Below are 24,412 nucleotides of genomic sequence, written 5' to 3'. Positions count from 1 at the left end.
CGCAGCCTATCCTTCGCGCCCCCGCCGGCAAATGACCCTGGTTCGATGAAACGATCGATTCCCGATGCTCCCCGTGAGGGGCGGCGCTGCCTTGCGTCGTACCCGGGGGCTTTCGGGCGGCGACGGCGGCGAGGCGTTTTCGGGTGTTGCGCCCCGGCCGCCGCATGGCCAGGCGCGCGGACACGGCGGCCAGGGCGGAGGCGAGTGACGAAATACCCGGCGTGTAGACTCCGATAAACGCTTGCAGTCGAAAAGGAGATCAACGGATGGAGCCGAACATGGCCGCCTCCCTGGCGGAAACAACCAAATTCCAGAAGCTGTGCGGCATTCTCGACCACTACGGTCGCCACCCCGCCCGGCTGGTGCCCATTCTGCAGGCCCTGCAGGAAGAGTACCGCTACCTCCCCGAGGAAGTGCTCTCCTACGTGGCCACCTCCCTGGGCATCCCCGAGGCCAACGTCTTCGGCGTGGCCACCTTCTACGCCCACTTCGCGCTCACCCCCAAGGGCAAGTACATCGTGCGCCTGTGCGACGGCACCGCCTGCCACGTCAAGCACTCCATCCCCATCCTGGACGCCCTGCGCGCCCGCCTGGGCGTGACCGAGGAAAAGGGCACCACCCCGGATATGCTGTTCACCGTGGAGACCGTGGCCTGCCTGGGGGCCTGCGGCCTGGCCCCGGTCATGGTCATCAACGAGGACGTCTACGGCCAGATGACCCCGGACCGCGCCGTGTCGCTTGTCGACGCCATCCGCGCCAAGGAGCTGCAATAATGGAAGGTCCCATTCAGGATTCCGCCAAGGCCCCGGGCAGCGAAGCGGCCTCGGGTCTGCGCCGGGTCATCGTCTGCGCCGGCACCGGCTGCGTGGCCAACGGTTCCAGGAAGGTGCTCGACGCCCTGGAGAAACAGATGGCCGAGGCCGGCCTCGACGTGGTTCTCGAATTCAAGCCCGAGGGCCACGGCGACGGCGTGCGCCTGTCCCACAGCGGCTGCCAGGGCTTTTGCCAGATGGGCCCCCTCGTCACCATCCTGCCCGAGAACATCCTCTACACGAAAGTCACCGAGGAGGACGTCGCCGATATTGTGGGCCTGACGCTCCTTAAGGGCGAGCCCGTCGAGCGCCTGCTCTACGTCGAGCCCCGGTCCAGGGAGAAGTGCCTGGGCCCGGACCAGATTCCCTTCTACCAGCGCCAAAGCCGCGACGTGCTCAAGGAATGCGGCTTCATCGACCCCGACGAGATCAAGGAATACGTGGCCCACGGCGGGTACGCCGCCGCCCGCAAGGCCTTTTCCGAAATGGACGCCAAGGCCGTGTGCGACGTCGTTTCCGAGTCCGGCCTGCGCGGCCGCGGCGGCGGCGGCTTCCCCACCGGCCGCAAGTGGGAGGCGGCCCGCGTCCAGGACAGCGCCAAGAAATACGTCATCTGCAACGGCGACGAGGGCGACCCGGGCGCGTTCATGGACCGCTCGGTCATGGAGGGCAACCCCCACAGCGTCATCGAAGGCATGATGATCGCCGCCCGGGGCATCGGCGCCGACGAGGGCTACATCTACGTGCGCGCCGAATATCCCCTGGCGGTCAAGCGCATGCGCAAGGCCGTGGCCGACGCCGAGGCCGCCGGGTTCCTCGGCGACGATCTGTTCGGCTCGGGCCAGTCCTTCCGCCTGGAAGTCATGGAAGGGGCCGGCGCGTTCGTGTGCGGCGAGGAGACGGCACTGATGGCCTCCATCGAGGGCCGCCGCGGCATGCCCGCGCCCAAGCCGCCCTTTCCGGCCCAGAAGGGCCTGTGGCGCAAGCCCACGATCATCAACAACGTCGAGACCCTGGCCCAGATTTCCCGCATAATCCTCGGCGGCGCGGCCAAGTACCGCCAGCTCGGCACCGAGAAGTCCCCGGGCACCAAGACCTTCGCCCTCACCGGCCACGTCTGCAACACGGGCCTCATCGAGGTGCCCTTCGGCACCACCTTGGGCGAGATCGTGCTCAACATCGGCGGCGGCGTCACCGACGACCGTGGCAACATCGAGAAGGCCGGCTTCAAGGCCGTGCAGATCGGCGGCCCCTCGGGCGGCTGCCTGACCCCGGACATGCTCGATCTGCCCATGGATTTCGACTCCCTGCGCTCCGTCGGGGCCATGGTCGGCTCCGGCGGCCTGGTCGTCATGAACCAGAAGACCTGCATGGTCTCCGTGGCCCGGTTCTTCATGGAGTTCACCCAGCGCGAGTCCTGCGGCAAATGCGTGCTCTGCCGCGAGGGCACCAAGCAGCTCCTGGCGCTGCTTGACGACGTCATCGAGGGCCGGGGCACGGCCAAGACCCTGGAGCTTTTGGAAACCCTCGGCCACGCCGTGCAGATCGGCTCCTTGTGCGGCCTGGGCAAGACCGCGCCCAACCCCGTGCTCTCCACCCTCAGGCACTTCCGCCACGAGTACGAGGAGCACGTCTTCGAGAAGCGCTGCCGGGCCGGGCGCTGCAAGGCGCTGGCCCGTCCGAGCATCGATCCCGCCGTCTGCAAGGGCTGCCGCCTGTGCGTCAAGGCTTGTCCGGTGGGGGCCATCATGGGCGAGAAAAAGCAGCCCCACAGCATCGACGAGGGGCTTTGCGTCAAATGCGGCGCTTGCGCGGCGGCTTGCAAGTTCGGCGCGGTGGAGGGAATCTAGCCATGACCAGGAATACCCAGAACTCCGTCGTCATCGATGGCAAGGTCGTCCCCATCGAAGGGGAGCGCAACCTGCTCGAGATCATCCGCAAGGTGGGCATCGACCTGCCGACCTTCTGCTACCATTCCGATCTGTCGGTTTACGGGGCCTGCCGGCTGTGCCTGGTGGAAGTCAAGAACCGGGGCATCATGGGGGCCTGCTCCACGCCGCCGGAACCGGGCATGGAGATCCGCATCCACACCAAGGAGCTGCGCGAGATCCGCAAGATCGCCGTGGAGCTTTTGCTCGCCAACCACGACCAGAGCTGCCCGACCTGTTTTCGCAACGGCATGTGCAAGCTCCAGGAGATCGCCCGCAAGCTCGGCGTGTCCCAGGTGCGCTTCAAGCCCATCCAGGAGCCCGTGGCCGTGGACGTGTCCTCGCCGTCGCTGGTGCGCGACCCCAACAAGTGCGTGCTGTGCGGCGACTGCGTGCGCATGTGCTCGGAGATCCAGGGCATCGGGGCCATCGGCTTCGCCTACCGCGGGCATAAGACCGCCGTGCTGCCGGCCTTCGGCAAGGGCCTGGCCGACGTCGAGTGCGTCAACTGCGGCCAGTGCTCGAGCGTGTGCCCGACAGGCGCGCTCACGCCCAAGTCCGAGATCGAGGACGTGTGGAATCTGCTCGCCGACCCGGAGATGACCGTGGTGGCCCAGATCGCCCCGGCCGTGCGCGTGGGCATCGGCGAGTGCTTCAGCACCCCGGCCGGCGAGCCCGTCATGGGCAAGGTGGTCGCGGCCATGAAGACCATCGGCTTCGACCAGGTCTACGACACCACCTTCTCCGCCGACCTCACGGTCATCGAGGAGGCCGAGGAGTTCCTGGCCCGCAAGGCCAAGGGCGAGAAGCTGCCCCAGTTCACCTCCTGCTGTCCGGGCTGGGTCCAGTTCGCCGAGCAGTACTACCCCGAACTGCTGCCCAACCTGTCCTCCTGCCGTTCGCCCCAGCAGATGTTCGGCTCCCTGGTCAAGGAGATGCTGCCCGAGCAGATGGGCATTCCGCGCAAGAAACTGGCCATCGTCTCGGTCATGCCCTGCACGGCCAAGAAGTTCGAGGCGCGCCGCCCCGAGTTCGGCCATGACGGCGTCCAGGACGTGGACTACGTGCTGACCACCCAGGAGCTGGCCCGCATGATCGAGCAGGCCGGCCTTCGCTTCAACGACCTGGAGCCCCAGGCGCGCGACATGCCCTTCGGCTTCGGCACGGGCGCGGGCGTGATCTTCGGCGCGTCCGGCGGCGTCACCGAGGCCGTGCTGCGCTACGCCGCCGAGAAGGTGACCGGCCAGACCCTCTACGACACCGACTTCACCGACGTGCGCGGCGATTCCGGCCTGCGCGAGATCAATATCGAAGTCGGCGGCGCGACCCTGCGCCTGGCCGTGGTCTACGGCCTGGCCAACGCCCGGGTGGTGGCCGAGAAGGTCAAGGCCGGCAAATGCGACTACGACCTCATCGAGGTCATGGCCTGCCCCGGCGGCTGCGTCGGCGGCGCGGGCCAGCCGGTCAACCTGGACCTGGCCGTGCGCAAGCGCCGCGCCCTGGGCCTGTACAAGAGCGACAAGGGCCGCCAGCTGCACAAGGCCCAGGACAACATCTTCGTCAACCAGTGCTACGCCAAGTTTCTGGGCGACATCGGCGGGCACAAGGCCCACGAACTGCTTCACACCGCCTACCAGAGCCGCCGCCGCATCACCGACGAGACGCTGGTGCTGCTCGGCGACGCCCGGGAGCCGCGCATCCAGGTGCAGGTGTGCCTGGGCACGAGCTGCCACCTGCGCGGGGCCCAGGACATCTTAAACGGCCTGTTGGCCCACATCATCGAACAGGGTCTGGAAAACGCCGTGGTGGTCAAGGCCTCGTTCTGCCACGAGTTGTGCGCCAGCGGCCCCAACGTGCAGGTCGGCTCCGAGATGCTCAGCCACTGCACCCTGGAAACGGTCCTGGCCGCTCTGGACCGCCACCTGCAAAACCCCCTGCCCCACGCCGCGGTCGGGGACGCCTGCGGCCACGGCTGCGGCTGCGGCAAGGGTTAGGACTCCTCGCCCGGACGGCCCGGACGGTCGGTGACCGTCCGGCCGCCGCGCGGGCCTGCTGGCGGGGCCGCTCCCTCGGGAGCGGCCCCGTTTCTTTTTTTGAGGAGGGGAGGCCGGGGCGCGGGCGTCAGGAACGCCCGCCCAGGTCGCCGCTGCGCTTGACGGCGCGCAAAAGCCGCAGGCCGATCACGATGGCCCACAGGCAGCCGAGCGCCCCGAAAAGCGAAACGCCGAAGACCAGGGGCGGCACCCGGCTGGACAGAACCAGGCAGGAGCCCAGGAACAACGCCGCCGTGACGATGCCGTAGACCAGCCGATTGACCGTGCCGTCCAGGCCCTTGTGGTCCAGGCGCACGTCGAGGCGGCCGTCGCGGGCCCGGCGCAGGATCTCGGCCGCGTCCCGGGGCAGGGTTTCGAACAGGGCGTTCCAGTCCCGGGAACTGCGCCGGAGCCTGCCGAAAATCTCTGCCGGGGAGAAGCGGCGCACCAGGATCTTCGAGGCGTAGGGCGTGATGACCTCGATCAGGGAAAAGTTCGGCTGCAGCGCCCGCGACGCCCCCTCCAGGACCACGAAGACCTTGATGAGATGGGCCACCGTCGGCGGCAGCAGGATGCCGTGGCGGCGCACCAGGGACGAGACGTCGAAGAGCGCCCCGCTGAGGTCGAAGGCCCCCACGGCCTGGCCGGCGTAGTCGGCCACGAACTCCTCCACGTCGGCGGCGAGCGCCTGCCGGTCGAGGCCGGGCGGCAGGCGGCCCAGGCGCATGACCTGTTCGGTGAGCGCCTGGGCGTCGCCCGAAGCCACGGCCAGAAGCGCGTCCTCGAGCGCCCGGCGCGTGCGCTCGTCGATGCGGCCGACCATGCCGCAGTCGAGCAGCCCCAGCCGGTCGCCGGGCAGGATGAGGATATTGCCCGGGTGCGGGTCGGCGTGGAAGAAGTTGTCGCGAAAGATCATCTCCAAAAAGACGTCGGCCGCGTTCCTGGCCAGCCGCGTGCGGCGCTCGGACTCCTCGGGCGTGGCCGGGGCGGCGGCCAGGGCGGCCACTGACTGCCCGTCGAACTCCTCCATGGTCAGCACGCGCCGGGCGCTTAGGGCCGGAAACGTCCGGGGAAAGGCCACCCGGGCGTCGCCCGCGAAGTTGGCGGCGAAATGGCGCATGTTTCGCTCCTCGCGGGTGAAGTCGAGCTCGCGCAGGATGGTGCGGCGCATCTCGGCGGCCACGGCCAGGGGCTGGTACAGGCGCAGTTCCACGACGCCGCGCTCGGCCAGCTCGGCCAGGCCCATGGCGATGTCGAGGTCGGCGCGCACGTCCTCCTCGATGCCGGCGTGGCGCACCTTGACCACCACCCGCGACCCGTCGGCGAGCGTCGCCCGGTGGACCTGGCCGATGGAGGCCGAGGCGACGGGAATCTCCTCGAAGGTGGCGAAAAGCGCCTCGGGCGGCGCGCTCAGATCCGCCTCGATGGTGGCCCGCACCACCTCCGGCGCGTCGGGAGCTGTGTCGTCGCGCAGTTTCGCCAGCTCCGCCGCCGTCTCCGGCCCCACGAGGTCGGGCCGGGTGCTGAGTATCTGGCCGATCTTGACGGCCGTCGGCCCGAGTTCGGTCATGGCCAGGCGCAGGCGCTCCTCGCGCTTGAGCCCGGAAAGGGCCGCGCCGGCCGGCCCCTTGAGCCGGCCGCGCAACAGGGACGTGTCCGTGGCGGCCAAAAACTCGGCCAGCCCGTACTTGGCCAACACGCCGGCGATTTCCGTGAACCGCCGGGCGTTTCGGGCCAGATTCGGGATGGAGGCCAGGGAGAACATGGAGCCCCGGCCTAGCCCGCCGGGCAAAGGGGTTTTTCGCGCCGCCAGCGGAAGGCCTCCACCGTGTTGGCCATGAGCGTGGCGATGGTCATGGGCCCCACGCCCCCGGGCACCGGGGTGATGGCCGAGACGAGGTCCAGGACGTTTTCGTAGTCCACGTCGCCGCAGAGCTTGCCGTCGGGCAGGCGGTTCATGCCCACGTCCACGATGACCGCCCCGGGCTTGACCATGTCGCGGGTGATGAGCTTCGCCTTGCCGATGGCCGGCACGAGCAGGTCGGCCTGGCGGCACACGGCGGCCAGGTCCGGGGTGCGCGAGTGGCACAGGGTCACGGTGGCGTTGCCGAAGGGCGTCTGGGCGGAAAGGAGCATGGCCATGGGCTTGCCCACGATGTTGCTGCGCCCGACGACCACGGCCTGTTTGCCGGCCGGCGAGAGGCCGTAGTATTCGAGGAGCTTCATGACGCCGTAGGGCGTGCAGGGCTTGAGCCCCGGCAGGCCGATGGACAGCCGGCCCACGTTTTCCGGGTGGAAGCCGTCCACGTCCTTTCTCGGGTCGACCAGGGCCAGGCAGCGGTTGGCGTCCAGGCCCCGGGGCAGGGGCAGCTGGAGCAGGATGCCGTCGATGTCGTCGCTTTCGCAAAGCTCGGTGAGGTGGCGCTCCAGGGCGCACTGGGTGGTCCCGGCGTCGAGCCGCCAGATGCGCGAGGCGATGCCCACTTCCTCGCAGGCCTTTTCCTTGTAGCGCACGTAGACCTGGGAGGCCGGGTCGTCGCCGACGAGGATGACGGCCAGATGCGGCGGGCGGCCGTATTCCCGGGCGATGGCGTCCACCTCGCTTCGGACTTTCAGGCGCAGTTCGGCCGCGACTTTCTTTCCATCGATGAGCAGCATGGCGGTTTCTCCTTTGCGTGGCCGCGACCCGGGGTCGCGGGCGAAAACGGCGCGACCGGAAGGCTTGCGCGTCTTCCCTCCATTAGCCGCCAAGCCCGGCCCGCGTCCACCCTTCAGTCGGCGTTTTCGCCCAGCCTGCGGCCGAGGAAGTTCACGGTCAGGGCCTGGGCCTTGCGGGCGTCCTCGCCGGAGAAGCCGTGTCCGGCCCCGGGAAAGACAGTCATCGCGGCCGATTGCCCGAGTCGCCGGGCCAGATCGACCAGGGCCTTCCCTTGCGCCGGGGGGACGACGTCGTCGGCGTCGCCGTGCAGTTCCAGAAGCGGCGGCAGCCGCCTGACGGCGTCGCGAAACACATCCGGGACGCCGCCGTAGCAAACCACGAGGGCGTCGATGCGCGGGTCCGCGCCGGCGACGCCGACGGCCAGGAAGCCGCCCTGGGAAAACCCCAGGAGTCCCACGCGCCCCGAGGACCTGGCGTCGGCCAGGACGTCGCCGACGACGTCGCGCACGAGCGCGGCCCAGGCAGGGGCCCGTTCCCGGAAAAGCGCCTGCCGCGTCGCGGCGACCGGGTCGTTGGCCCGGGCCGGGTCCGTCTCGTCGTAGTAGGTGAAGAGATAGGCGTCCAGGCCCGCCCGGGCCAGGGCCAAGGCCTGCCGGCGGTAGAAGTCCGCGAAGGGCGTAAGCCCCTGCCGGCCGTGCAGGAGGAGCACGGCCGGACGCGGCGCGTCACCGGCCGCGACAAAGCGCGTCGCGGTCACCGGATGCCGCGCGGCGGGCAGGGTCACGGTCCGGGTCGCGATGTCCTCGCCGGCCGCGCGGGCGACCGGGGAAACCAGCAGCAGACACAGGCAGGGGAGCAGGCCAAGCCACAGGGCGCGCGGGTTCGCTGGGGCCAAGGGCGCAACCTCCGGGGAAAAAACAAGCGCGCCGGGAGGCCTGACCTGCCCGGCGCGCCGAAAGGGGAACGGCCAAGCGCCTATTCCGTTTCGTCTTCCTCGACGTCGTACCAGTTCTCGGCCATGTAGGGGCCGTAGAAGATGGCCGCGTCCTCCAGCTCCTCCTCGATGCGCAGGAGCTGGTTGTACTTGGCCAGGCGGTCCGAGCGGCAAAGCGAGCCGGTCTTGATCTGGCCGGCGTTGATGGCCACGGCCAGGTCGGCGATGAAGCTGTCCTCGGTCTCGCCCGAGCGGTGGGAGACCACCGTGGTGTAGGCGGCCTGCTTGGCCATCTCGATGGTGTCGAGCGTCTCGGTCACGGTGCCGATCTGGTTGAGCTTGATGAGGATCGAGTTGGCCACGCCCTGGCGGATGCCCTCGTCGAGGATGTCGGGGTTGGTGACGAAGATGTCGTCGCCCACGAGCTGGATGCGTTCGCCCAGTTCCATGGTGAGCTTCTTCCAGCCTTCCCAGTCGCCCTCGGCCAGGCCGTCCTCGATGGAGATGATGGGGTAGCGGTCCACGAACCCGGACAGGTAGGCGACCATCTCGTCGGAGCTCATGGAGCGCTTTTCGCCGCCGAGCACGTACTTGCCGCCCTTGTAGAACTCCGAGGCGGCCGCGTCGATGGCCAGGGAGATCTCGTTGCCCGGACGGTAGCCGGACTCCTCGATGGCCTTGATGATGTACTTGAAGGCCTCGTCGTGGTCCTTGAGGTTGGGGGCGAAGCCGCCCTCGTCGCCCACGGCCGTCATGTGCCCGTCGGCGGCCAGGATCTTTTTGAGGGTGTGAAAAGTCTCCGCGCCCATGCGCAGGGCGTCGGCGAAGGTGCGCGCGCCGAGCGGCACGATCATGAACTCCTGGATGTCCAGGTTGTTGGGGGCGTGGGCGCCGCCGTTCACGATGTTCATGAGCGGCACGGGCAGCACCTTGGCGTTGATGCCGCCGAGGTAGTTGTACAGCGGCTGGCCCAGGAACATGGCGGCGGCGCGGGTCACGGCCATGGACACGCCCAGGATGGCGTTGGCGCCCAGGCGCGACTTGTTCTCCGTGCCGTCGAGGTCGATCATGGTGTTGTCGATGGCCACCTGCTGCAGGGCGTCCATGCCGATGACGGCCTCGGCCAGTTCGCCCTGGACGTGCTCCACGGCCTTGGTCACGCCCTTGCCGCCGAAGCGGGAGGCGTCCTGGTCGCGCATCTCGAGGGCCTCGCGGGTACCGGTGGAGGCGCCGGAAGGCACGGCGGCCCGTCCGGACGCGCCGGATTCCAGGGTGACCTCCACTTCGACGGTGGGATTGCCGCGGGAATCAAGGATTTCCCTGGCCCAGACGGCGGCAATGGTGCTCATGAGCGTCTCCTTGTTCGGTCTTTTGGGTCGGTGTGGCGTGTTTGGAAGGCGGGCCGGGCGGCCCGCCGCTACAGGCTGTAACGCAATTCGCGGCGATTTATAAGTCCCGGCGTACGGCGTTTTCGCGACGGCGTGCGCGTGTTGTCGGGACGCCCCGGGCCTTAGAGTTAGAGGGAGATGTCCGGGAATTCGACCTCGGACAGCACGCCCTCGCGCCGGCGGACGTGGCGCAGGAACTTTCGGGCCTCGGAAAAGTCCGGATCGGCGGCCACGGCCTTTTCCAGCAGGTCGCGGCAGCCGGCCAGCTCGCCCTGTTCGTAGAGCACCCGGGCCAGGTTGAACATCAGGCGCTCGTCGCCCGGAGCCAGTTCCAGGGCGGTGCGGTAATAGGCGGCGGCGGTCTCGAAGTCCTTCTGCTTGCGCAGCTCGATGCCGAAGGCGTTGATGGTCCTTTTCTGGGCGTCGCCGCCGCTGGTGGCGCCGCTGCCCGTCAGCACCGCCAGCACGGCCCCGTCGCTGTCGTCGTGGCCGCCGGCGGAAAGGGCCACCAGGATGACGGTGAAAAGGGCGCGCTCGGCCTCGGGCAGGGCGTTCTGGTCGATGGCCGTGCCGCCGCTGCCGCCGAGCAGCCGGCCGAGGACCAGGGCCGCCGGGGCCAGCTGCTCCTTGAAGACCAGAGGCGCGGGCAGGAAATGCCCCAGGAACTCCTGGGGCGTCACGGTCTTTTGCAGGGGCATGGGCAGGTTCTTGTCGTTGAGGGGAAAGATCAGGATGCGGGCCGCGTCCAGGCGCATGGCCAGCCAGTTGATGCGCTGGGTGAAGTCGCGGCCCGAGCCCGCGGTCTTGCCCATCTTTTCGAGCTTCTGGGATTGGTAGCAGCCGAGCAGTTCCGGGAGCATGGGGCGTTCCTGGTTGGGCGCCGGCCTGGCGGAAAGGCGGCCCTCGCCGTTTCTATCGTTCGATTGTGCGACGGGGAGAAGATTATGACAATCCCTTTTTTGTCCCTGCCCGCGGCGGCTGGTGTCCGAGCCACAGCCGGCGCAGGCCCTCGAGGAGAAGATCCGGGCGCACGTCGCGCAGCACCGGGCAGATGGGGGCCAGCTTTTCGGCGAACCCGCCCGTGGCCAGCACCCGCACCTCGCCGCCGAGGTGGGCGGCCAGGCGCGTGGTCACGCCCTGCACCATGTCCGCGAAGCCGAACACGAAGCCCTGGTTGATGCACTCGGAGGTGGACCGGCCGATGGACAGGGCCCCGTCGGCCGGGGGATCGAGGGCCACGTGGGGCAGCTTGGCCGTCTTGCTGACCAGGCCCGAAAGCGAGGTCAGTAGGCCCGGGCAGATGAGCCCGCCGAGAAAGGCGTCGTCCCGTACGCAGTCGAAATTGGTGGCCGTGCCGAAATCGATGACGATGACCCCCGCGGCATCCACGGCCATGCGTCCGGCATAGGCCGTGACCAGCCGGTCCGCCCCGACCTCGTGAGGCCGGCCGTAGAGGTTTTTGAGCGGCACCGGCACGTCCGTCGGCACGAAGCGCAGCCGCACGCCGAGGTAGCGCGACACGGCCCCGGCCAGGACCGGCGCCATGGGCGGCACCACGCACGAGGCCACGGCCGTCTCCACGTCGGCCGGGGCGCAGCCGTGCAGGGCCAGGGCCGTGACCAGGGTCAGTCCCAGGCTGTCGGGCGTGGCCGCGCGGTCCGTGGGCACGGCGAAGGACGGCCCGAGGCCCTGGCGCTCGGCCAGGCCGAATTTGATGTTGGTGTTGCCGACGTCGATGAGCAGGGCTGGCATGGCTGTGCGTCAGGGGTTTTGGGCTTTCGTCCGGTCGATGCGGTCCAGGAAGGCCTCGGCCGTGGGCAGGATGCGGGCCACGACCTCGGCCACGCCCCGGGCCGTGGGGTGCAGGCCGTCGGGCTGGGTCAGGTCGGGCCGGCCGGCGACGCCGTCCAGGAAGAAGGGGTAGAGCAGGGCGTCGTATTTTTTGGCCAGTTCGGGATAGACGGCGTCGAACTCGGCGGCGTAGTCCGCGCCGAAATTCCTGGCCGCGCGCATGCCGCACACGAGGACCGGGATGCCGGCCTCGGACAGGCGCTTCATGACGGCCTCGAGGCCCGCCCGGGCCGATTCCGGGTCCTGGCCGCGCAGCATGTCGTTGGCCCCGAGCTCCAGGATCACGCCGTCCGGGCGCATGGCCAGCACCTGGCCGAGCCGGGCCAGGCCGCCGGCCGTGGTGTCGCCCGAGACGCCGAAATTGACGATGGTCGCCTGCCGGCCCCTGGCGGCCAGGGCCTTTTCCAACTGGGCCGGAAAAGCCTCGTCCGCCGGCAGGCCGTAGCCGGCGGTCAGGCTGTCGCCGAGGGCGGCGATGCGGGGGCCGGCGGCCAGGGCTGGCGGCGTCACCGGGCCCGCCCAAAGCAGGCAGGCCAGGAGCGCGGCCATGGCCGCGAACCGGGTTTGTCTTTTGCCGACAAGCTGGTATCCTTTGACGGCGACGTGGCCGGAGGTTTTTTTTCGCATGGATGCCGGAGCCGGAGACATCATTTCGCTGTCCGACGTGCGCCTGACGTTACAGAGCCGGGCCGGCACGGTCAACATCCTGCGCGGGGTGGACCTTCGGGCCGCCCCGGGCGAGCGGCTGGCCATCATGGGGCCTTCCGGAGCGGGCAAGACCACGCTGCTCATGCTCCTGGCCGGCCTCGAACGGGCGTCCTCGGGCACGGTGCGGGTGGCCGGGCACGACCTTTCGGCCCTTGACGAGGACGGGCTGGCGGCCTTTCGCCGGGAAAACGTGGGCATCGTGTTCCAGGCCTTCCATCTGGCCCCGGCCATGACGGCGCTGGAAAACGCCGCCCTCTCCCTGGAATTCTCCGGCCGGCGCGACGCCTTCGCCCGGGCCGGGGAGGCGCTGGCGGCCGTCGGGCTTAAGGACCGGCTGGGCCACTACCCGGCCGAGCTTTCCGGCGGCGAGCAGCAGCGGGTGGCCCTGGCCCGGGCCCTGGCCCCGCGGCCGCGCCTGCTTCTGGCCGACGAGCCCACGGGCAACCTCGACGGGGCCACGGGCGAGATGGTGATGGACCTGCTTTTTTCCCTGTCCGAGGCGGCCACGCTCGTGCTCGTCACCCACGATCCTGGCCTGGCCGGGCGCTGCGGCCGCATGGTCCGGGTGCGCGACGGCCGGGTGGAGGACGGCGGAGCGGCGGACGGGTGAGGCGGTTTTTCTTTTCGCCGCGCGGCGGCCGGCCCCTGGAGCGTCTGGCCCGGGGGGCGCTCCTGGCGGGCGTGTTCCTCCTGGTCGTCGTGGCCTATCAGAGACATTTCAACGCCGTGATCGAAAAGGCACGGACCAAGGGGACCGTGGCCGACGCGACGGGCGTGCTCGACGCCGCCGACCGGGACCTGGTTCGCGACCTGGCCGGTGCCCTGCGATCGCGCTTCGGGCTGGAACTGCGGCTGCGCCTGGGTGGCGCGCCCCCGGACGACGTCGTCCCCGGGGCGAACACCGCCCTCGTCTACGCCGACCCCGACTGCCGGGCCAGCCGGGCGATCCTCGCGCCCCTGGCCGTCTCGGCCCTGCCGCCGGGATTCGCCGAGGACCTCGGCCGGGAGCACCTCGACGCGGCCTGCCGGGAAGGGCGGCTGCGCGAGGGGGCGCTGGCCGCCGTGGGACTGCTTGTCGACGCCCTGGACGCAGCGGCGGGCCGGGGCAAAGGAGAACGACATGACTGAGACGACGATGCCGCCGCTTGTCATCCACACCGACGGGGCGTGCCTGGGCAATCCCGGCCCGGGCGGCTACGCGGCGGTGTGGGAAGCGGACGGCGAGCGGATGGAGCTTTTCGGCGGGAGGAAGCTCACCACCAACAACCGCATGGAACTGCTCGCCGCCATAGTGGCCCTGGAGGCGCTGGTCGAACCGACCAAGGTCATCCTGGTCACGGATTCGCGCTACGTCCATGACGCCATCGAGAAGCGCTGGCTGGTCGGCTGGCAGAAGCGCGGCTGGGTCAACGCCGAGAAGAAGCCGGTCAAAAACCAGGACCTCTGGCAGCGGCTCATCCCGCTGCTGGCCCGCCACGCCGTCCGGTTCCAGTGGGTGCGCGGCCACGCCGGCCACGCCGACAACGAACGTTGCGACGTGCTGGCCAAGCAGGCGGCCAATTCGCGGGGGCTGCCCGCCGATGAGGGCTACCCGGGCTAGGCCGCGCCTTCCCGACCGAAAGGCCCAGGAGGGACATCGTCCCTCCTGGTCGCCCGAGGCGGTTTCCTCCCTCTTTTTCGCTCCATTACAGGAGCATGCCGCCCGAGACCTCGATGCGCTGGCCGGTGATCCAGCCGGCGTCGTCGTCGAGGAGCAGGGAGAGCGCCGCGCCGATGTCGTCGGCCTCGCCCACGCGCCCCAGGGCGGTCTGGGAGGCGATGAAGGCGTTGACTCCCGGGTTGTCGCGCACGACGCCGCCGCCGAAATCCGTGGCGATGGCCCCCGGGGCCAGCACGTTGACGGCGATGCCGCGCGGGCCGAGCTCCTTGGCCATGTAGCGGGTCAGCGCCTCCACGCCGCACTTGCACGAGGCGTAGGCGGCGTAGCCCGGAAAGGAAAAGCGGGTCAGGCCCGAAGAGATGTTGACGATGCGCCCGCCGTCGCGCAGCCGGGGGAGCAGGGCCTGGGACAGGAAGAAGGGGGCCTTGAGGTGCACGGCCACCATCCGGTCGAACTGCTCCTCTGTGGTGTCGGCAAAGGGCGCGTCGATGCCGAAGCCCGCGTTGTTGACCAGGAAATCGAAGTCCGTTCGTCCCCAGACGTCGCCGAGCGTCCGGCCGAGGGCTTCGGCGAAGGCCGGGAAAGCCGCGCTGTCGGCCACGTCCAGGGGCAGAGCCGCGGCCCTGCGGCCCATGGCCTCCACGGCGGCGACGACCTCCCGGGCCTGGGCCTCCTTTTCCCGATAGGTCAGGACCACGCCTCGGCCCTTGCGGGCCAGATGCAGGCACATGCTTTTGCCAAGGCCCCGGCTGCCGCCGGTGACGAGCGCGATTTTCATGAAGGCCTCCTTTGGGAGCGGGTTCGCGCGGGTTGCGCGCCCCGAGCATACGCTGCGCAGCGGCGTTGTCGATGCCCCGGTCCGTCAATTTCCGGTCACGGCCCGGGCGGCCGCAAGAAACCGCCCGGCCAGCTCCTTCCCGCCGCTGGCCTCGGCCCAGTGCAGGTAGAGCCGGCGCAGCACGCGTTCGTGAATGTCCCGTGCCCGGGCGACGCGCCCGGCGGCCAGGGCGGACAAGGGCTTTTCCAGGAACCAGTCGGCGAAGGCCCGGGCCCGGTGGACGGCCCGATGCCCGGCGTCCACCTTGGCTAGGCCCGAGGCCGCGGCGCGCCGCCGGCGTTCGGGATCGGCCAGCAGCCCCTCCACGAGTCGGCACAGCCCTTCGAAATCCCCCTGGTCGTAGAGGAAGAGGTCCTGGCCGTCGGTGAAAAGCCGGTCCAGGCCGTGGCCGATGCGCGGCGTGACCAGGCAGGCCCCGCACCCGAGCGCCTCGAACACCCGGTAGTTGAGGTCCCCGTGCTCGGCGATGTTAAGTACCAGCCGCGCCTGGCGAAAGGCCTGGCGAAAGGGGCCGGTCATGGCGGCGAATCCCGGGAGGCGCTCCCGCAGGCGCGCCAGCAGGGCGCTTCGCACCGGGGTGAGGATCGGGTCGTCTTTGCCCACGAACACCATGTCGTGGCGCTTGGGGCCGTCAAGGCCCGCCTCGCCCGGCCGGTCGGCGGCGGCGGCGAAGGGCGGCGACCACAAAAGCCGCGAGGCGTCGCCACGCGGCCCGGCAAAGGCGGGCAGATGATCGGCCAGCCCGACCAGGCACAGGTCGAAGGCCTGGGCGTAGAGCGGATACCAGGCGTGGATGTGGGAATCCACGCAGGCGAAGACCGTGGGGCAGGGGTAGCGCTCCAGGCCGAGCAGCATGGGCGGCACGCTCATGTCGCCGTAGACCAGGGCGTCCGGCGCGAAGCCGAAGGCCGCGACCAGATCGTCCCAGGCGAAGAAGCGGTGGGCCGGCACGTGCACGTGGGTCACGCTCCAGCCGTGGGGGGCCAGCGCCGGCCCCAGGTCCGGGGCGAACAGAGGGTTGGCCAGCCAGGCCAGGCGCTTCACGGCCGCTGCCCTCCCCCTGCGTCCCCTTCCATGACGGCCTCCTCGCGAAGCCAGGGAAAGCCGGCCACGACGGCGCGCAGCTCCGTCTCGTCCATGGCCTTGACGCGTTCGTATTCCGCGGTGTTGGCGGCGTAATGGGGGTTTTTTTCGGGATGGCTGTCGGCATGGCGCGGGTGGCGCATGTGCAGGACGCAGCCGGGGATGCGCGCGACGGCGTAGCCGAGCGTCGTCATGCGGTGGAGCAGTTCCCGGTCCTCGTGGCCCCAGGACCGGAAGCGCTCGTTGTAGAGGCCGGCGGCGACCAGGCTGGCCTTGCGGAAAAACACCACGCCTCCGGTCGCGTCCGGGTAGAGCGTGCGGCATTCCCCGGGGCCGGGAAAGCCGGCCGGCGGGCCGAGGAGCCGCGGGATGAGCGCTTCCGGCACGTCCAGGCAGCGGCCGTCGTGGGGAAAGGCGACGTCGGCCCCGCCAAGGACGGCGTCCCGGGCTCTCCTCAGCTGGGCCGGATGGCAGATGGCGTCCACGTCGTAGACCACGACCAGGGGCGTGGCGACCTGGCGGAGCATCCGGTTGAGCAGCCGCGTGCGGTGGAAAAAGGGGCTGTCGTCCGGCACGAAGGCATAGCTGGCGCAGGCCGGCAGCGCCCCGAGGTGGGCCTGGAAGCGGGGAGCGTCTCCCGTTTCGTGGAGCAGCGCCCGCGTGGCGACGTGGCGCTCCAGGAAGCGCAGCACGACCATGAGGTTGCGCACGCGCTCCACGGAATCGAACTTGAGCGTCACGAGGACGGTGGCCTGGGTCAGGTCGATCTTCGCGTGCATGGCGATCCGGTTCAGACGGCCGGGGCCAGGATGGGGATGCCGGCCCGGCGGAAGTTGGCCTGCCAGCCGTCCGGGCTGAGGGACTCCGGCAGCACGGAGCGCCGGGGGGCGCCCGCCCCGGCCAGGGCGGCGGCCGCGGCCTGGTCGAGGACGGCCGCCGCTGCGGCCGGGCGGTGCATGGGCGCGTTGCGCACCGCCGGATGGCCCTTGGACAGGTCCTTGCACGGGTAGGCGTTGGTCACGACCTCCAGGCCGAAGGCCGCCATTTCCAGCGGCGGATAGGACGGATGGGGGGAGGCCATGAAGGACAGGCCGACATGGGACTGGAGCAGCGTCGCGACGTAGTCCGGCAGGGAGAGCATGCCGTGGCTGACCAGGGTCGAGCCGTCGGGAAAGGCCACGTCCTCGTGGGGCGTGCCGGCGCTCACGAGGTTGACGGGCAGGGCGCGGGCCGGCCGGAAGGCGGACAACCAGGCCCACAGGCAGGCGAGCAGGGCCGGGAAGCAGTTGCGGTGGTGCCCGGGCCGGCCGTAGACCAGGATGTTGAGCCGGTCCGCCGGGCGCGCCGGCAGGCGGCGGCCCAGGGCCGACAGCGCCTCGGCCAGCACGGGATTGAGCGATGGCCGCAGGGCCACGACCTGCCCAAGGGCGTAGCGTTTCTTGGCCAAAAACCGGGCCAGCTCCAGGGAGTTGACCACGGCCGTGCAGGCCTGGCCGTGGCCGTAGGTGGCCTCGGCCAGCATGTGGTCGAGGCTCATGGGATAAAAGCCCGGCTCCCAGTCCTGGATGAAGTAGTAGAAGGGATTGACCGGCCGCCCGGCCCGGCGCAGCAGGTCGGAGAAAGCCTCCCAGACCGGCACGGCCCGCCAGAAGGTGCAAAGGAAAACGTCGCCCCCGTGGACGGTGAGCGTCGCGTCGTCGTGCAGGGAGACGACCTCGGGCGGCGGGCCGTCCCGGCGGCCGAGGCAGGCGGCCGCGTCGAGGCGGTCGGCTTGGCCGGGCAGGGGGGTGAGGCTTAAAAAACGCACCTCCGGGTAGTGCGGGGCCAGGAACCGGGCCAGTTCCAGCACGGAGCCGAGGCCGCCGAAGACGTGGTCCTTGTGCAGGTGGGGCAGGCACACGGTCAGGCGCGGCGGGCGCGGCCCGGACTCCAGGCGAAGCCTGGCCGGGTCGAGGACCGTGGCGGCGAACACGCCCGGATCGTAGCGCGCGGCCTGGGACACGGCCTAGCCGTCTCCGGGCGCGGCCTCGCCCGGCCCCGGCGTCTGGCCTGTCTGGCCCGTGGGGGCGGACGGGGCCGGCTGGGGCGTCGGGGGCAGTTCGCCCTTCCTGGCCGCCTGGCCGCCGCCCGGCAGCATCTCGGCATCGGCCAGGATCATGATGAGCCGCTTGAACATGGTCCGGTCCAGGGTCTCCTTGCGCGCCTCCATCTTGCGCAGGGCCTCGAAGGGCGGGTAGGCCGGCCGCCAGACGCAGGCCCGGGTCAGGGCGTCGTAGGTGTTGCACACGCAAAGGGCCTTGACGTAGGGCGGAATGCCCGTGCCCGGCAGGCCGGCGGGAAAGCCCCGGCCGTCCTCCTGCTCGTGGTGGAAGAGGATGCAGTGCATGGTCTCGGCCGGCAGGGGCAGGCCCACGCACATGCCGACGCCAAGGGCCGGATGGGAGCGGAAGGCGACCTCGTCCTCGGGCGTCCAGGTCTCGGGCCGGCGCTCCAGCAGCCCGGTCGGCAGTCCGAGCTTGCCCACGTCGTGCAACAGCGCCCCCACGCCGACCTTGACCATGAGGTCCTCGTCGGCCCCGGGCCGGTCCATGAGCACGAGCGAGGTGAGCACCATGACGGCCAGGCCGTGCTGGTATTCCTGGTAGCCCTTGCTGATGAGCCGCCCCACGTTCTTGACGGCGTCCTGGGCCTGGAGGAAGCCGATGGACTGGCGCACGAGCTTGCCGACCTGGTCGAAGCGGGCGCGGCTGATGTTGTGGGGGAGCTTTTCCTCGAGCACGCCCCGGACCAGGGTCACGGCGCTGGCGTGCCAGACCTCGGCCCGGGCGGCCAGGGGGATGGATTCGTCGAGCAAAAGCTCGCCCAGGGATTCGCGCAGGTAGTTCTCGTAGTGGCGCTCCTCGCCCTTGTGGATGTAGACCGTGCCCACGCCCATGGCCCGCAGCCTGGCCAGCTGCTCGGCGGTGAAGGCCGCGCCGCGCGTGGCGTAGAGCACGAGGCCGCCGCCCTTGCGCACGTAGAGGGAAAAGCGCCCCTTGCCCCAGGGACGCAGGGACAGGGTCTTGACGGGCAGGTAGGACTTGAGCTCCTGGGCGGACACGGCCTCTTCGGCCGCGCAGGCGTCGCGGGTCACGACGCGCCTCCCCCGGAGCCCGGTTCATTGAGGGGCAGGCGCATTTCCACGACGTCCTCGTCGTAGTTGCGCACCACGGAAAAGCCGAGCTTCTCGGCCAGCCCCTGCATGCCGCCGTTTTCCATGAGCGCCTGGCCGGTCAGTTCCCGCGTGCCGCGCCCCTTGCAATAGCGCACGATCTTCTCCATGAGCAGCCGGCCAAGCCCCAGGCCCTTCAAATCCGAGCGGATGATGACCGCGAACTCGGCCGAGGCGTTGTCCGGCCGGGTCGAGGCCCGCACCACGCCGAGCGTTTCGGGCTTGCCGTCCTCGCCCGGGGCCGTGGCGATGAAGGCCATTTCGCGCTCGTAGTCGATCTGGGTGAGCTTGGCCATTTCAGTATGGGTCAGCTCGCGCACGACGCCGAAGAAGCGGAAGCGCAGGTCTTCGGGCGAGAGGTGCTTGAAGAATTCGAAATGGGCCGGTTCGTCCTCGGGCCGGATGGGGCGAAGAAGGGCGTGGCGGCCGTTTCGCAGCGTCACGCACTCCTCGAGCTCGCGCGGATAGGGCCGGATGGCCAGGCGGTGGGCGTCGGGCTCGGCCTCGGCGGTGAGGCGTATGGCCGCGCCGATGACCTGTACGCCGTCCGGCTGGGCCAGCACCGGGTTGAGGTCGATGGCGGCGATGCGCTCCAGGTCGGCCACGCACTGGGAGACCTGGTTGAGGGTGAGGCAAAGCGCGGAAACGTCCACGGCCGGCTGCCCGGCCTCGCCGCCGAAGGAGGCGGCCACCCGGGTGCGAAAGACGAGGTCCCGGGCCAGGGACATGTTGAGCGGCGTGAGCGCCACGGCCCGGTCCCGGGTGATCCTGGCGGCCAGCCCGCCCTGGCCGAAGACGATGTACGGGCCGAACACCGGGTCCACCCGGGCCTTGATGGTCACCTCGTACGCCCCGGCCCGCCGGCCCATTTCCTGGACCACGTAGCCCTCGACGCGCGCGCCGGGCACGTGCTCGCACACGCGCTGGCGGGCGGCCTCGGCCGCCTCGCGCACGGCCTCGGGCCCGGCCAGGTCCAGGACGATGCCGCCCACGTCGAAGGGCTGGGGCACGTCCGGGGAAACGACCTTGACCGCCACGGGAAAGCCCAGGGCCTCGGCGGCGGCCACGGCGTCGTCCACGTCCTCGGTGAACTGCGAGGCCACGGCCCGCACGCCGTAGTAGCCGAGCACCTCCTTGGCCTCGGGGTCGGTCAGGATCAGCCGGCCCTCGGCGAAGGCCCGCTCCACCACGGCCCGGGCGGCGTCCGGGTCCGGGGCGTATTCCAGGGGCAGGCTGGCCGGCATCTCCATGAGCAGTTCCTGGTTGCGGCGGTAGCGCAGCAGGTGCAGAAACGCGGACACGGCTTGGTCCGGAGTCTCGTAGGTGGGTACGCCGGCGTTGTTGAGCGTGGTCAGCGCCGCGCCCGAGGCGGGGTCGTAGCCCATCCAGCAGGCCAGCACCGTGCGGTTGGTCCTGGCCAGCACCTCGGCCATGGCCTTGGCCGCCTCGTCGGCGCTCACCCCGGGGAAGGGCACGTGGATGACCAGCACGGCGTTGACCCCGGGCGCGCGCAAAAGCGCCCGCAGGGCCTCGGCGTAGTCGGCCGGGGCGGCGTCGAAGCTCATGTCCACCACGCCGTGGCGCAGCCAGTTGGGGCCGAGCAGCCGCGACAGGGATTCGCGCGCCTCCTCGTCGAAGGCGGCCAGGTTTCCGCCGCCCTCCAGGAGCGCGTCGGCGGCCATGATGCCGATGGAGCCGCCGTTGGTCAGGATGGCCAGGTTCTCGCCGCGAAGGGGCCTGGAGCGGGCCAGGGTCTGGGCGGCGTCGAAGAGCGCGTCGATCTCGCCCACGCGCAGCATGCCGGCCCGGCGGAAGGCCTCGTCGTAGACCTCGTCGCGGCCCTCGGAAGGGTCGGGCGGAAAGACCGACCACAGCTTGCGGCCGGGCTTGATGACGAGCACGGGCTTGTTGCGCGCCGCCGCCCGGGAGGCGCTCATGAACGACCGGGCGTCGGTGATGGATTCGACGTAGAGCAGGATGGAGCGGGTGTTGGGGGCCTGGGCCATGTAGTCCAGGATGTCGGCGTACTTGAGGTCCACCCGGTCGCCGAGCGACAGGATGTGGGAAAAGCCGAAGCCCTTGGTGCGCGCCCAGTCGAGGACGGCGGTGAAAAGCGAGGCGGACTGGGAGATGAAGGCGATCTTCCCGGGCAGGGCGTCGGAGGCGGCGAGGGAACAGTTGAGCCCGATGCCCGGCACGACGAGGCCAAGGCCGGAAGGGCCGAGGATGCGGATGCCCGAGGGCGCGGCGGCCTCCAGCATGCGGGCCTGGAGCACCCGTTTGTCGTGGCGGGGCAGCTTGGCCCAGCCCGGGGGCAGCACCACGGCCGCGCCCACGCCCCGGCGGCCGAGCTCGCGCAGGTATTCCGGAACGGTCGCCGGCTCCGTGGCGATGACGCCGATGTCCGGCGTCAGGGGCAGCGTGTCCACGGACTTGTAGCACAAAACGCCCGAGACGGCGTCCAGGGCCGGGTTGACCGGCATGACCGGGCCCAGGAACTTGCCCCCGAGCAGGTTCTTCATGATCACCGCGCCCGGATGCCTGGGGTCCGCGGACGCGCCGATCACGGCCACGGAGTTGGGACGGAAGAGGGGATCGAGGCTTCGGGCGCTCAACAGGGGCTCCGTGGGTATGTTGCAGGGTTGCGCCCAAGGATAGAAGGCCCGCCCGGGCAAGGCAAGGGGTTTCGCGGATTTCGGCACCGGGCGCGGGAAGGGGCGGACGTGTTGACAGGACCCGGCGGCGGTGGCAGCTTCCAATAAAGACGCCGGCTTGCATCAGGCCTGCCGCCGGCGTGCCGCGAAACGGCCTCGAGTCCGCAAGGAGGGCACCATGCAAGCCGCCACCAGCCTGGTCACGGACAACGAGTTCTTCTCCGCCGAGCGGCGCGACGCCGTGCTCATCGTGCGCGGCAAGCCCCACTTCACCCGCCACGCCCGGGACCTCAAAAAGATCGACACCTTCTTCGACCACCTGGAGATCATCGCCCACACCGACCAGGTGCGCGTGGTGGTCTTCATCGGCTGTCCCCAGAAGGAAGGCGCGGCCGACACCCTGGAATTCTTCGACGAGTTCCTGGTCTCCCGGCGCGAGGACTTCCTGCTCCAGCGGCTGTTCAACCTCGTGAACAACTACACCGTGACGATGGCGGGCCTCAACAAGGTCACCATCCACGCCGACGCCGGCCATATCTCCGCCTTCCACCTCAACCTGAGCCTGGCCTGCGACTACCGCATCGTGGCCGAGCAGAGCGTGTTCGAGAACGCCTCGGCCCAGCTCGGCACCATCCCCAAGGGCGGCGGCGGCTACTTCCTGTCGCGCCTGCTCGGCGGGGCCAGGGCCGCGGACGTGCTGCAATGGCCGCGCTTCACGGCAGAGGAGGCCCTCACCCTCGGCATCGTGGACAAGATCGTGCCGGGAGCCAGGCTGGAGGAGGAAGCGCTCAAGGTCGCGGCCTATTACCAGGAGCCGCAGGTGGCCACCATGCTCGCCCTGCGCAAGCTGCTCAAAAGCGACATCAACGAGCTGCGCCGGTCCCTGGAGACCGAGGACATGCTGATTCTCAACCGGCTCAATTCGCAGGAATTCAAGGCCGCCCTGGAACAGCGGCGCAAGGATCGCAAGGCCCAGTGACGTCGGGCCGCGCCAGGACGGACACGGGTGACTTCCGGCCCCTTTTGGGCTAGGGGAAAAACGCCGGCTTCCCCGGGGGACGTCAGGCAAAACCACCCCGTCGAGGTCCCATGCGCCTTTTCCTGACCACGCTCCTGCTTCTGGCTCTGGCGTCGGCCGCGCACGGCGGCAATCTGGATTTCACCCTGCACAAGCTCGAGTCCGGCCGCCCCGGACCGACCATCCTCGTCGTGGGCGGCATCCAGGGCGACGAGCCCGGCGGCTTTTTTACCGCCGCCCTGCTGGTCTCCCACTACAAGATCACCAGCGGGGCCGTGTGGGTGGTACCCAACCTCAACTTCCTGTCCATGATCCACAACTCCCGGGGCATGCACGGCGACATGAACCGCAAGTTCGCCGATCTCGATCCCAAGGACCCGGAATACGAAGCCGTCCAAAAGATCAAGTCCATCATCACCGACTCCCGCGTCGAGGCCGTGCTGCACCTCCACGACGGCTGGGGCTTTTTCAGCCCCACCTACGTCTCCGAGTGGCAGAATCCCAAGCGCTGGGGACAGTCCGTCATCATCGACCAGCCCACCGTGGCCGCCTCGCGCGTCGGCGACCTGGCCGCCCGGGCCGAAACAGCCGCCGCCGACGCCACCGCACGCCTCTACGACCCCATGCACGCCTACCACGTCAAAAACACCCACACCCGTGACCTCGACGACGAAACCGCCAAAGAGATGTCCAAGACCCTGACCTTCTTCGCCATCAACCACGGCAAGCCGGCCTTCGGCATCGAAGGCAGCAAGAACGTCAGCCCCTTCATGTCGGCCTATTACCATCTGGCCGTGGTCGAGAGCTTCCTGCACTCCTTCGGCATCGGGTTCGAACGCAGCTTCGAACTGACCACGCCCAATGTGGCCGAAGCCCTGCAAAGCAACGTGGCCGTGTCGTTTTTCGACAACAAGGTCTACCTCGACCTGCGAAACGCCAGGGAACGGCTGCGCTACATCCCCCTCAAGAAAGACAGCGCCGTGGAATACCGCCCCGGCAGCCCCATCATGGCCCTGGTCTCGGCGGACAAAAGCCTCAAGGTCTACTTCGGCAACAAAAACGTCACCGAACTCGATCCCCAATACTGCGAATACGACGGCAGCGTCGAAGCCGTGCCCATGGAAATCGACGGCGTCAAACGCGTCGTCCCCTTCGGCCGGGTCGTGCCCGTGGCCAAATCCTTCCGTGTCGAACCAAGTCGGGACTACCGCACCAACGTCATCGGCTTCTCCAAACCGGGCATGGCCGACGAGTCCGGCGTCACCCTCACCCGCGCCGACCTTCAGACCAACTACTCCGTGGACAAGGCCGGCTCCATCTACCGCGTCGAAGTCTACAAGGGCGACAAATTCTGCGGCATGATCCTCACCGCCTTCGACGCCAAGCCCCCGGCGATGGCCGGCGGCGACAAGCTGCTGCGCAAGCTGCAAAAAAGCGGCGAACTGGAGCTTGGACGGTAAGAGCGGAGAGGAAGAATGCCTCCGGCGGCCGGGAGGGGGTGACCCCCTCCCGGACCCTCCCCGACGGGTGCGGGTGGGGAGGTGTGTGGGAACGGCGGGCGGCGGGGCGTCGGCCGGTGCGGTCGCGGAAATGGGCCGGGCGACGCAGGCCGCAAAGCCGGCCAGCACCGCCCGG

General features: G+C 69.7%; 21 protein-coding genes. 8 read left to right on the top strand and 13 right to left on the bottom strand.

The genetic code is table 11. From position 1 onward, the window contains the following. Positions 1 to 266 precede the first annotated feature (266 nt). The 3 genes from Q1K70_RS01470 to Q1K70_RS01460 are packed head-to-tail and all read left to right on the top strand — an operon-like array spanning position 267 to position 4,734. The gene (locus tag Q1K70_RS01470; RefSeq protein ID WP_300154741.1) at positions 267 to 773 is read left to right on the top strand and encodes an NAD(P)H-dependent oxidoreductase subunit E; all 507 of its coding nucleotides are present in this window, start codon (positions 267 to 269) and stop codon (positions 771 to 773) included. Beyond that, positions 773 to 2,662, top strand: coding sequence for an NADH-ubiquinone oxidoreductase-F iron-sulfur binding region domain-containing protein (locus tag Q1K70_RS01465; protein WP_300154739.1), 1,890 nt, complete (start codon positions 773 to 775; stop codon positions 2,660 to 2,662). Before Q1K70_RS01470 ends, Q1K70_RS01465 begins: the two co-directional genes overlap by 1 nt. 2 nt (positions 2,663 to 2,664) lie before the next feature. After that, positions 2,665 to 4,734: a [FeFe] hydrogenase, group A gene (locus Q1K70_RS01460; protein ID WP_300154737.1), complete on the top strand. Its 2,070-nt coding sequence runs from the start codon at positions 2,665 to 2,667 to the stop codon at positions 4,732 to 4,734. A gap of 127 nt (positions 4,735 to 4,861) precedes the next feature. Here the strand turns inward: Q1K70_RS01460 and Q1K70_RS01455 are convergent, their stop codons facing one another. The 7 genes from Q1K70_RS01455 to Q1K70_RS01425 form a co-directional block, all read right to left on the bottom strand. After that, positions 4,862 to 6,538 carry an AarF/UbiB family protein gene (locus Q1K70_RS01455; protein WP_300154735.1) on the bottom strand — a complete coding sequence of 559 codons (1,677 nt, stop codon included), beginning with the start codon at positions 6,536 to 6,538 and terminating at the stop codon, positions 4,862 to 4,864. 11 nt (positions 6,539 to 6,549) lie between these two features. Further along, the gene (folD, locus tag Q1K70_RS01450) at positions 6,550 to 7,431 is read right to left on the bottom strand and encodes a bifunctional methylenetetrahydrofolate dehydrogenase/methenyltetrahydrofolate cyclohydrolase FolD (protein ID WP_300154733.1); all 882 of its coding nucleotides are present in this window, start codon (positions 7,429 to 7,431) and stop codon (positions 6,550 to 6,552) included. A gap of 113 nt (positions 7,432 to 7,544) precedes the next feature. Continuing rightward, positions 7,545 to 8,327 carry a dienelactone hydrolase family protein gene (locus Q1K70_RS01445; RefSeq protein WP_300154731.1) on the bottom strand — a complete coding sequence of 261 codons (783 nt, stop codon included), beginning with the start codon at positions 8,325 to 8,327 and terminating at the stop codon, positions 7,545 to 7,547. An 80-nt stretch (positions 8,328 to 8,407) separates the two neighbouring features. Continuing rightward, positions 8,408 to 9,715 (bottom strand): phosphopyruvate hydratase, encoded by a 1,308-nt coding sequence (eno, locus tag Q1K70_RS01440; protein WP_300154728.1) that lies wholly within the window; start codon positions 9,713 to 9,715, stop codon positions 8,408 to 8,410. Between the two features lie 167 nt (positions 9,716 to 9,882). Beyond that, entirely contained in the window at positions 9,883 to 10,614 is a 732-nt protein-coding gene (locus Q1K70_RS01435; RefSeq protein ID WP_300154726.1) for a tetratricopeptide repeat protein, read from the bottom strand. A gap of 82 nt (positions 10,615 to 10,696) precedes the next feature. Next, positions 10,697 to 11,506 (bottom strand): type III pantothenate kinase, encoded by an 810-nt coding sequence (locus Q1K70_RS01430; RefSeq protein ID WP_300154724.1) that lies wholly within the window; start codon positions 11,504 to 11,506, stop codon positions 10,697 to 10,699. A gap of 9 nt (positions 11,507 to 11,515) precedes the next feature. Next, entirely contained in the window at positions 11,516 to 12,232 is a 717-nt protein-coding gene (locus Q1K70_RS01425) for an arylesterase (RefSeq protein WP_300154721.1), read from the bottom strand. Between Q1K70_RS01425 and Q1K70_RS01420 the strand changes: the two genes are divergently transcribed. The 3 genes from Q1K70_RS01420 to rnhA are packed head-to-tail and all read left to right on the top strand — an operon-like array spanning position 12,231 to position 13,913. Beyond that, entirely contained in the window at positions 12,231 to 12,923 is a 693-nt protein-coding gene (locus tag Q1K70_RS01420) for an ABC transporter ATP-binding protein (protein WP_300154718.1), read from the top strand. The genes Q1K70_RS01425 and Q1K70_RS01420 overlap by 2 nt on opposite strands. Next, positions 12,920 to 13,441 (top strand): TPM domain-containing protein, encoded by a 522-nt coding sequence (locus tag Q1K70_RS01415; RefSeq protein WP_300154716.1) that lies wholly within the window; start codon positions 12,920 to 12,922, stop codon positions 13,439 to 13,441. Before Q1K70_RS01420 ends, Q1K70_RS01415 begins: the two co-directional genes overlap by 4 nt. After that, positions 13,434 to 13,913, top strand: a complete 480-nt coding sequence (gene rnhA, locus Q1K70_RS01410) for a ribonuclease HI (protein WP_300154713.1) — start codon at positions 13,434 to 13,436, stop codon at positions 13,911 to 13,913. Before Q1K70_RS01415 ends, rnhA begins: the two co-directional genes overlap by 8 nt. Before the next feature lie 85 nt (positions 13,914 to 13,998). On the opposite strand, the gene Q1K70_RS01405 is transcribed toward rnhA, so the two are convergent. The 6 genes from Q1K70_RS01405 to Q1K70_RS01380 all read right to left on the bottom strand — a co-directional run bounded on the left by Q1K70_RS01405 (position 13,999) and on the right by Q1K70_RS01380 (position 21,720). Next, positions 13,999 to 14,751, bottom strand: a complete 753-nt coding sequence (locus Q1K70_RS01405; RefSeq protein WP_300154710.1) for an SDR family oxidoreductase — start codon at positions 14,749 to 14,751, stop codon at positions 13,999 to 14,001. Between the two features lie 84 nt (positions 14,752 to 14,835). Beyond that, positions 14,836 to 15,855: a glycosyltransferase gene (locus Q1K70_RS01400; protein ID WP_300154707.1), complete on the bottom strand. Its 1,020-nt coding sequence runs from the start codon at positions 15,853 to 15,855 to the stop codon at positions 14,836 to 14,838. Further along, the gene (locus Q1K70_RS01395) at positions 15,852 to 16,673 is read right to left on the bottom strand and encodes a galactosyltransferase-related protein (protein ID WP_300154705.1); all 822 of its coding nucleotides are present in this window, start codon (positions 16,671 to 16,673) and stop codon (positions 15,852 to 15,854) included. Before Q1K70_RS01395 ends, Q1K70_RS01400 begins: the two co-directional genes overlap by 4 nt. Before the next feature lie 11 nt (positions 16,674 to 16,684). Then, a complete protein-coding gene (locus tag Q1K70_RS01390; protein ID WP_300154702.1) occupies positions 16,685 to 17,896 on the bottom strand; it encodes a hypothetical protein in 1,212 nt (403 codons plus the stop codon). A 3-nt stretch (positions 17,897 to 17,899) separates the two neighbouring features. Beyond that, entirely contained in the window at positions 17,900 to 19,027 is a 1,128-nt protein-coding gene (locus Q1K70_RS01385; RefSeq protein ID WP_300154700.1) for an HD domain-containing phosphohydrolase, read from the bottom strand. Then, positions 19,024 to 21,720, bottom strand: coding sequence for an acetate--CoA ligase family protein (locus Q1K70_RS01380; RefSeq protein WP_300154697.1), 2,697 nt, complete (start codon positions 21,718 to 21,720; stop codon positions 19,024 to 19,026). Before Q1K70_RS01380 ends, Q1K70_RS01385 begins: the two co-directional genes overlap by 4 nt. Before the next feature lie 217 nt (positions 21,721 to 21,937). Here Q1K70_RS01380 and Q1K70_RS01375 point away from each other — a divergent pair, with 217 nt between their 5' ends. Continuing rightward, a complete protein-coding gene (locus tag Q1K70_RS01375) occupies positions 21,938 to 22,738 on the top strand; it encodes an enoyl-CoA hydratase/isomerase family protein (RefSeq protein WP_300154694.1) in 801 nt (266 codons plus the stop codon). A gap of 110 nt (positions 22,739 to 22,848) precedes the next feature. Then, positions 22,849 to 24,237, top strand: coding sequence for a M14 family metallopeptidase (locus Q1K70_RS01370; protein WP_300154691.1), 1,389 nt, complete (start codon positions 22,849 to 22,851; stop codon positions 24,235 to 24,237). Positions 24,238 to 24,412: the final 175 nt, after the last annotated feature.

The sequence above is a fragment of the Solidesulfovibrio sp. genome, from assembly GCF_029978005.1.
GTDB lineage: Bacteria > Desulfobacterota > Desulfovibrionia > Desulfovibrionales > Desulfovibrionaceae > Solidesulfovibrio.
This window is presented reverse-complemented; position numbering and strand designations above follow the sequence as displayed.

Excerpts from the sequence above, each read along its gene's own strand:
- Q1K70_RS01435 (WP_300154726.1), bottom strand. The coding sequence starts at position 10,614 with ATGCTCCCGGAACTGCTCGGCTGCTACCAATCCCAGAAGCTCGAAAAG.
- Q1K70_RS01370 (WP_300154691.1), top strand. The coding sequence starts at position 22,849 with ATGCGCCTTTTCCTGACCACGCTCCTGCTTCTGGCTCTGGCGTCGGCC.
- eno (WP_300154728.1), bottom strand. The coding sequence starts at position 9,715 with ATGAGCACCATTGCCGCCGTCTGGGCCAGGGAAATCCTTGATTCCCGC.
- Q1K70_RS01470 (WP_300154741.1), top strand. The coding sequence starts at position 267 with ATGGAGCCGAACATGGCCGCCTCCCTGGCGGAAACAACCAAATTCCAG.
- Q1K70_RS01455 (WP_300154735.1), bottom strand. The coding sequence starts at position 6,538 with ATGTTCTCCCTGGCCTCCATCCCGAATCTGGCCCGAAACGCCCGGCGG.
- Q1K70_RS01405 (WP_300154710.1), bottom strand. The coding sequence starts at position 14,751 with ATGAAAATCGCGCTCGTCACCGGCGGCAGCCGGGGCCTTGGCAAAAGC.
- folD (WP_300154733.1), bottom strand. The coding sequence starts at position 7,431 with ATGCTGCTCATCGATGGAAAGAAAGTCGCGGCCGAACTGCGCCTGAAA.
- Q1K70_RS01395 (WP_300154705.1), bottom strand. The coding sequence starts at position 16,673 with ATGCACGCGAAGATCGACCTGACCCAGGCCACCGTCCTCGTGACGCTC.
- Q1K70_RS01460 (WP_300154737.1), top strand. The coding sequence starts at position 2,665 with ATGACCAGGAATACCCAGAACTCCGTCGTCATCGATGGCAAGGTCGTC.
- Q1K70_RS01425 (WP_300154721.1), bottom strand. The coding sequence starts at position 12,232 with ATGCGAAAAAAAACCTCCGGCCACGTCGCCGTCAAAGGATACCAGCTT.
- rnhA (WP_300154713.1), top strand. The coding sequence starts at position 13,434 with ATGACTGAGACGACGATGCCGCCGCTTGTCATCCACACCGACGGGGCG.
- Q1K70_RS01465 (WP_300154739.1), top strand. The coding sequence starts at position 773 with ATGGAAGGTCCCATTCAGGATTCCGCCAAGGCCCCGGGCAGCGAAGCG.
- Q1K70_RS01420 (WP_300154718.1), top strand. The coding sequence starts at position 12,231 with ATGGATGCCGGAGCCGGAGACATCATTTCGCTGTCCGACGTGCGCCTG.
- Q1K70_RS01430 (WP_300154724.1), bottom strand. The coding sequence starts at position 11,506 with ATGCCAGCCCTGCTCATCGACGTCGGCAACACCAACATCAAATTCGGC.
- Q1K70_RS01375 (WP_300154694.1), top strand. The coding sequence starts at position 21,938 with ATGCAAGCCGCCACCAGCCTGGTCACGGACAACGAGTTCTTCTCCGCC.